This is a genomic window from Psychromarinibacter sediminicola, from assembly GCF_029168335.1.
Lineage (GTDB): Bacteria > Pseudomonadota > Alphaproteobacteria > Rhodobacterales > Rhodobacteraceae > Psychromarinibacter > Psychromarinibacter sediminicola.
In genome coordinates, this window is record NZ_JARGYC010000197.1 from 1 (window position 1) to 1,151 (window position 1,151).

At 65.4% G+C, this 1,151-nt stretch carries 1 protein-coding gene; it reads left to right on the forward strand.

Going from position 1 to position 1,151, the window contains the following annotated elements; translation table 11 throughout:
• Nucleotides 1-25: 25 nt before the first annotated feature.
• The coding region (locus tag P1J78_RS24910) for an IS1380 family transposase (protein ID WP_374213427.1) at nucleotides 26-1,151 on the forward strand (1,126 nt) is incomplete at its 3' end.

Consider the following 1,151-nt stretch of genomic DNA (forward strand, 5'->3'; position numbering starts at 1 on the left):
GACTTAACGGCGATGGAGCGAGGATTTGGCGGCGAACGCGACGGGTGAGGCAGAATTGGGGCCTCTCCGGCTGGGATTTGATCGCTCGGTGAAGGTGCAATTCCGCGGTTCGGCGATCAGTTCGGACGGCGGGCTTTTGCTGTATCGTGACCTGGACGACGCCCTCGGCCTGACCGACATGGCCGCGGCTCTGATCGGCGATCCGCGCACGGGCCGGAACGGCCGCCATCGCTTCGCTGGCTTTCTGCGGCAGTCGGTCTTCTCGCGCCTGGCTGGATGGGAGGACGTCAACGATGCCGACCGTCTTTGCCGCGATCCGGTGATCCGCCAGCTTGTCGGCGGGCGGGCGGTGATGAACGGTGCAGCCTCGGCGAGCGCCATGGGTCGGTTCGAGACCGAGATGCTGGCCCAACCGGACAACCTCGCAGCGCTGATCGATTTACCGGGTCGCTGGATCGACGCGGCGCATGACCGGCGTCCGCCGAAAGTCATCACGCTGGACATGGACAGCTCCGAGAGCCCGGTGCATGGCGATCAGGAGGGCGCCGCCTGGAACGGCCATTTCCAGTCGAAGTGCCTGCACCCCTTGTTCGTGTTCAACCAGTTCGGCGACCTGGAGCGCTGTGCCCTGCGTCCCGGCAATGTCCACAGTGCCGATGGCTGGGAAGACGTATTGCGCCCCGTACTGAGGCGCTACTCGGCGAAGGCGCGGCCCTCGATCAAGCGGCGCCGGTTCCGAGCCGATGCCGCCTTCGCTATCCCCGCGCTCTTTGACCTGCTGGAGGCCGAAGGCTGGGATTACGCCATCCGCATCAAGGGCAACGCGAAGCTTCATGAACGGATCGACTTCCTGACCAAACGGCGCCCCGGTCGGCCGCCGAACCGCATCGTGCGCCACTACACCAGCTTCCACTACCGCGCGAAGAGCTGGTCGAAGCCGCGGCGTGTCGTGGCCAAGGTGGAGTTCCATCCCGGTGAACTGTTCCCACGCGTCGGCTTCATCGTGACCAACCGCAGCCTGCCGAACGAGCGGGTGCTGGCCTTCTACAACGGTCGAGGCACAGCCGAACAGCACATCAAGGAGGGCAAGCACGCGCTGAAGTGGACGCGGCTGTCTTGCATGAAGTTCGCGGCCAATGCCGTGCGCCTCC